Genomic DNA, 5991 nt, shown 5'->3' with positions numbered 1-5991 from the left:
GACCAGCGCCGCGACCGGCCCCGCCGCAGCCGCCTACGTAGCCAACTCCGGCTCCGGCACCGTGTCCGTGATCGACACCGCGACCAACACCACGACCGCCTCGATCGTGGTCGGCGGTGCGCCGTACGGCCTCGCCGCCAACCACGCCGGCACCCGCGTCTACGCGGCGAACTACCAGTCCGGCGGCATCTCCGTCATCGACACCGCCACCAACGCCGTGACCGCGACCGTGTCCACCGCGGGCGCGCCGTTCGCGATGGCCGTCGATCCGGCCGACACGCGCTTGTACGTCGCCCAGGGCAACACCGTGCTGGTGATCGACACCGCGACCAACGCCGCCGTCGCCACGGTCGCGGTCGGCACGAACCCGATCGCGGTCCTGGTCGCCCCCGACGGAGCGCACGTGTACGCGGTCAACAACGCCGGACACAGCGTCTCCGTGATCGACCCCGCGAGCAACCTCGTCGGCTCGACCATCGCGCTCGCCGGCTCCCCTGACGGGGCCGCGTTGAGCCCGGACGGCGCACACCTGTACGTCGTCGACAACGCGACCGGCCTGGCCGTGATCGACACGGCCGGCGGTGCCGTCACCGCGTCCGTCCCGATCGCGGAGGGCAGCGGGGTCGCGGTGAACCCGGCCGGGACGAAGGCCTACGTCACCGCGTTCCCGGCCGCCGTCAAGGTCGTCGACCTGGCCACGAACACCGTGACCGACACCGTCGACGTGGGCTCCTATCCCGCCAACCTCACCGTGCACGCCGCCGGCGGTTACGTGTACACGACCAACACCGCCTCCGCCGACGTGTCGGTGATCGACGCTGTGACGAACACCGTCGTGGCGACCGTCCCGGTCGGCAGCGTTCCGTACGGGATCGTCGTGATCGGTATCCTGCGACCGCGCCCCGCCGTCACCGCCGTGACGCCCGCGAACGGCCCTGCGGCCGGCGGCAACCAGGTGACCGTCACCGGTACCGACCTGGCCGGCGCGACGGCTGTCACGTTCGGGGCGGGACATACCGCGACCGCGGTGTCCTGCACGGCGACGTCGTGCATCGTGACCGCCCCGGCGGGCGTCGCGGGCGGGGTGGACGTACAGGTCACCACCCCCGGTGGGACCAGCCCGGTCACCGCAGCCGACCGATACACCTACATCGCGGCGACCGCCGACGTCACCGTCACCCTCGCGGCCACCGGTGTACCGGCCCTGCTCGGCGCGCACATCGACTACACCCTGACCATCACCAACACCGGACCCGCCACCGCGACTTCGGTCACCGTCACGGCTCCGCTGCCGGCTCCGCTCAGCCCCACATCGCGCGACTGCCCGATCACCGGCCGGACCGTTACCTGCACCGTCGGCCCACTGGCGAACGGCGCGTCGACCACCAGGGCCTTCACCGTTCCGGTCGGCCTGCTCAGCATCAACACCGCCTTCGCGGTCACCGCGTCGCGCACCGCAAGCACACCGACCGACCCGAACCCCGCGAACAACGCCGCCACTCGAACCTGCCTGGTCGTCACGTCGTTGCTCATCAACTGCTCCTGATCCTTCGACTCTTCGCCCGGCGACTCTTCGCCGAACGACTCTTCGTCGAGCCACTTTCGTCGAGCCACTTTGTACCGAACGGGCGCGAAGAGTGACCGTCAGGCGCCACCAGTCGCAGTCGCAGTACGCCGACCGCGAACGTGGCTGATCCGCTCTGTGCGAGGAGAGGCGTCCCGGTGATGATGGAGCGCTCGCGACCGCGAACTTCCCTGCCACCGGGACGCCTTGCGGTTCGAGACGGCGAAAGCACCTCGCGTGGACGGACGAAAGTGATCGAATGACAACATCCCCCGCTCGTGTCGATCCGCCGGTACCTCCAGTGCCGCCGGCCGAGGAAGCAGCTCCGGCCTCGGCCGCGCCGCACGCATCCCCCGAGAAGCCGGCCGGGGTCACCCCGATCGAGCTGTTCTTCGACCTGGTCTTCGTCTTCGTCCTGACCCAGGCCACCCACCAGGTGGAGTCACACCCGGGCTGGTCCGGCCTGTTCCAGGGGCTGTTGCCGCTGGCCGCGCTGTGGTGGATGTTCGGCGCGTTCAGTTGGCTGACCAACGCGGTGCGGCCCGAAGCGGTCAGGCTCCGACTGCTGTTGGTGCTCACCATGGCGGCGTTCTTCGTGATGGGGCTCGATCTGCCCTACGCGTTCGACCCCGACGGGTGGGCGTTCGGACTGGCGTTCCTGGTGGCCGTCGGCATGCACGTGGCGCTGTTCCTGACCGCGACCGAGGCATCGGCCCGGGCCGGGATCGTCCGACTCGCCCCGTTCAACGCGTTCGGCGGCGTGTTGATCCTGACCGCGCCGCACCTGCCCGACGCCGGTACCTGGGCATGCTGGGTGGCAGCCGTCCTGGTGCTGTACCTGGCGATGGTGATCGGCCGGATCCGCGGCTTCGTGGTCGAGCCGCATCACTTCGTGGAGCGGCACGGGTTGATCATCCTGATCGTGCTCGGCGAATCGGTCGTCGCCGTGGGCATCGGCGCGGGCGGTCGGCCCGTCGACTGGCAACTCGCGGGTGGGATTCTTCTCGGCATCGCGGTCGCGGCGGGGATCTGGTGGACCTACTTCGCCGGCGACGACGAGCGGGCCGTGCGGGCCCTGTCGGACGCGCCCGTGGAGCGTCGCCAGACGCTGGGCTACGTCGCCTTCGGCCTCGCGCACGCGGTGATGATCGCGGGCATCGTGCTCGTCGCGGCCGGGATCTCGGACGGCATCCACCACTTGGGCACCGACACCGACCGCTGGTGGCTGGGCTCCGGGGTCGCGGTGTTCCTGCTCGGTCACGCGTGGCATCGGCACGTGTTGAAGACGGGTCCGATCGCCGCCCGGATGATCGCCGCGGTGGTCGTGGTGCCGCTCGCGGCGGTCGCCGCCTTCGCCGGGTGGGCCGCGCTGACCGGCGCGGTGGTGGTCCTCGTGGCGATGACGCTCGCGGATCACTTCGGACCACAGGGAGAGTCGGCGGCGGCTCGGGTGGGGAGGGCCGAGCAACGGGGGTGAGGCTGCTAGCGTCGCCGTCCATGAACGAGAGCGTGTACGTCGGCAACGCCGGCGCGGACGCGGCGCTGGACCGGGGCTGGCTCCTCGGGCACTTCAAGGACGCCGACGACCCCCGACACAGCGAGGCCGTCGAGATCAAGTGGGGTGTCCACCCGCCCGGCGACGAACGCGCACAATGGGTGCGCGGCGAGCAAAGGACCGCCCTCCTGGTCCTGATCAGCGGCCGCTTTCGAGTGGAACTGCCGGGCCGGAGCGTGTTGTTGGCCAAGCAGGGTGACTATGTGGTGTGGGGGCGCGGCGTCGATCACTCGTGGTACGCGGAAGAGGAGTCGGTCGTGCTGACGGTCCGTTGGCCGTCCGTACCGGGGTACAAGGTGCCGGACGCCGTGGCCGGCGGAGCGGGTGACCCGGCGGGTGACGAACCCGGACGGCCGAAGTTCGGACTCGGCGGACTCGGCGCCCCCTGAAGGCTTCGACCGCCCCTGAGGCTTCGGCGGCCTGTGAAGGCTTCGACCGCCCGCGAGGCTTCGACGGTGCCAACGTGCCGGGGCCACGACGCCCGTCCGCCGGCCGACCCCCGCCTGCGTGGCGGCGACCCGGCGGACGCGTCCCACGTCGTCGTCCCGTCGATCCCCGGGCAGGTCTTCTCCGGACCGACCACGGAGACCGGCCGGGGATCGGCCCGGATCGCGCGGGCCCGGGCAGCGCCGAGCACGGTCCCGGCCGATCGGCTCGGTGTTGTCCCTGCCGGCCTGGTGGTCGGGTAGTGTTTGCGGCTCAGGCACGGCAACCAGGCCCCGCACGTTCGGCGGGCCGGTCCGCCGGCGCAGGGAGTGAACGTACCGAGGAGGTGGGACCCATTACCGCTGTGGCAGTTCGGGTGCTCTCATCCCGCGGTCGTACGGTCCACTCGACGTAGTTCGCGGTTCACCGTCACCGTTTACCTTCGCCGGTTTCCGGTCCCCGGGAGAGCGCCCTTCGGTACCCCGAAAGGCTCTCATGTCGATGTCCTCGTCACCTCGCTCGTCGCTTTCTCCGCTCTCCGGGCGTTCTCCGCTTACTCCGCGTTCTCCGCACTCACCTGCCTTCACGCCTGCTTCGGCCCTGACTTCGGACGTCGTCGTCAGGCGGCTACGGGCGGCCGGCTGTGTATTCGCCGAGGACGAGGCGGAACTGCTTTTCTCCGCCGCCGGCTCGCCGGCCGAACTCGCCGCGATGGTCGAGCGGCGCATCGTCGGTCTGCCGCTCGAACACGTACTCGGCTGGGCCGAGTTCTGCGGCCTTCGGGTAGCCGTCGACCCCGGCGTCTTCGTACCGCGCCGCCGTACCGAGTTCCTCGCCCGGCAGGCCGCCGAACTGCTTCGCCAAGCCGCCGCCGGCCAAGCCCGGCGGGGCGCGTGCCGTGCGGGTGGCCGCACCGGTCGGGCGCTCGCCCTTGCTCCGGCCCGCCCGGTCGTCGTCGACCTGTGCTGCGGTTCGGGCGCGGTAGGGGCGGTGTTGGCCGCGGCACGGACCGAGATCGATCTGTACGCCGCCGACATCGACCCCGCGGCGGTGCGCTGTGCCCGACGCAACATCGGGTCGGGCGGGTCGGTGTACGAGGGCGACCTGTACGACCCGCTGCCCGATACGCTCCGGGGCCGGGTCGATGTCCTGGTCGTGAACGCCCCGTACGTACCCACCGAGGCGATAGGGCTGCTGCCTCCGGAGGCGCGGATCTACGAGTCGCGGGTGGCGCTGGACGGCGGTGTCGACGGCCTGGACATCCAACGCCGGGTCGCCGCCGACGCCTTGGCGTGGCTGGCCCCGGGCGGCCGGCTCCTGATCGAGACCAGCGAACGCCAGGCACCGCGGACCGTGGCCACCTTCGCCGACCACGGCCTGGCCCCGCGAGTGGTCGAGTGCGACGACCTGGACGCCACGGTAGTGATCGGCACCAAACCGACGAACGCCGGCGACCGGACCGGGCGCGTCTGACCGCGTGCGCCCGACCGAGTGCGCCTGGGCCGAACGCCCGCGTGCGCCTGACCGCGTGCGCACCTGACCGAGTGCGCCTCAGCCGTGCATCTGACCGCGTGCGCCCGACCGCGAACAATCTGACCCGTGCGCCCGACCGAGTGCGCCTGACCGAGTGCGTCCGACCGCTCCGGTGGCCGAGGTGAGTTCCGAGGCCCATCCCGCCCGGGGCCTCGGATCTCGGCCCCCGCCGGGGCCGCACGCCTCACCCCGGCCCGAGCAGGTCGAGAATTTCCTCGGTCGGGCGCACGTCGCCGAACGATCGATAGACGGTGTGCAGCGTGGCGTTGTGGTCCCGGTCCCTCCCGGTCGCGTTCGCGTCCGCGACCATGACGACGCGAAAACCGAGGGTGGCGGCGTCGCGTGCCGACGACTCGCAGCACACGTCGGTGACGGTGCCGGTGATCAGGACGGTGTCGATGCCGCGCTCCGCCAACAACTCGGGGAGCGAACATCGGCCGGGGAAGAACGCACTGGTCGCCGACTTCTCCACCACCAAATCGGCGGCGTGAACGGTGAAGTCCGGCCACAGTCGCCCGATCAGGGGTCCCGTGCCGCCGGAGGTCCGGTAGCGCTCGGCCACGTCCGGGCCGTGGAACTCGTCGGATACCGCTGATCGTTCACCAACGGCGGGAACAACCCAGGCGACCGCCCCGCCCGCCGTCCGCACGTGGTCGGCGAGGCGGCCGATGTTCGGCACGATGCCGAGGCAGTAGGGATTGGGCGCCACAAAAAACGGCACCATGTCGACCACCACGAGAGCGGTGCGCGCCGGAACGAGGTGGGTGTAGGCGAAGCGTCGGCCACGACGGCTCTCGTGACGGGCGTACTCTCGGCCGTCGATCGACCAGTCGTGCGGCCTCGGTTCGTCGTTGCGCGACACCGTGTCCCCCGATCGCTCGACCCGACCCGACCCGACCCGACCCGACCCGAC

The 5991-nt window shown here is 71.2% G+C and carries 5 protein-coding genes and 1 pseudogene; 5 read left to right on the top strand and 1 reads right to left on the bottom strand.

What is annotated here, in order from left to right; genetic code table 11:
- The 5 genes and pseudogenes from GT354_RS27155 to GT354_RS27140 form a co-directional block, all read left to right on the top strand.
- On the top strand, positions 1–1546 hold a 1546-nt coding region (locus GT354_RS27155), incomplete at its 5' end, for an IPT/TIG domain-containing protein (protein ID WP_161359011.1).
- A gap of 319 nt (positions 1547–1865) precedes the next feature.
- The gene (locus GT354_RS27150) at positions 1866–3041 is read left to right on the top strand and encodes a low temperature requirement protein A (RefSeq protein WP_161359010.1); all 1176 of its coding nucleotides are present in this window, start codon (positions 1866–1868) and stop codon (positions 3039–3041) included.
- A 20-nt stretch (positions 3042–3061) separates the two neighbouring features.
- Positions 3062–3508 carry a signal peptidase I gene (locus GT354_RS27145; protein WP_161359009.1) on the top strand — a complete coding sequence of 149 codons (447 nt, stop codon included), beginning with the start codon at positions 3062–3064 and terminating at the stop codon, positions 3506–3508.
- Between the two features lie 105 nt (positions 3509–3613).
- Positions 3614–3739, top strand: a pseudogene (locus GT354_RS54545) (epoxide hydrolase); the annotation flags it as partial.
- Positions 3740–4046: 307 nt separating this feature from the next.
- Entirely contained in the window at positions 4047–5018 is a 972-nt protein-coding gene (locus tag GT354_RS27140; protein ID WP_202512351.1) for a putative protein N(5)-glutamine methyltransferase, read from the top strand.
- A 244-nt stretch (positions 5019–5262) separates the two neighbouring features.
- Here the strand turns inward: GT354_RS27140 and GT354_RS27135 are convergent, their stop codons facing one another.
- Positions 5263–5940, bottom strand: a complete 678-nt coding sequence (locus GT354_RS27135) for an isochorismatase family cysteine hydrolase (protein ID WP_161359007.1) — start codon at positions 5938–5940, stop codon at positions 5263–5265.
- Positions 5941–5991 lie beyond the last annotated feature (51 nt).

Origin of the sequence: Streptomyces sp. SID3343 (assembly GCF_009865215.1) — a bacterium.
In the GTDB taxonomy this organism is placed as follows: Bacteria; Actinomycetota; Actinomycetes; order Streptomycetales; family Streptomycetaceae; genus Embleya.
This window is presented reverse-complemented; position numbering and strand designations above follow the sequence as displayed.

Excerpts from the sequence above, each read along its gene's own strand:
- GT354_RS27145 (WP_161359009.1), top strand. The coding sequence starts at position 3,062 with ATGAACGAGAGCGTGTACGTCGGCAACGCCGGCGCGGACGCGGCGCTG.
- GT354_RS27140 (WP_202512351.1), top strand. The coding sequence starts at position 4,047 with ATGTCCTCGTCACCTCGCTCGTCGCTTTCTCCGCTCTCCGGGCGTTCT.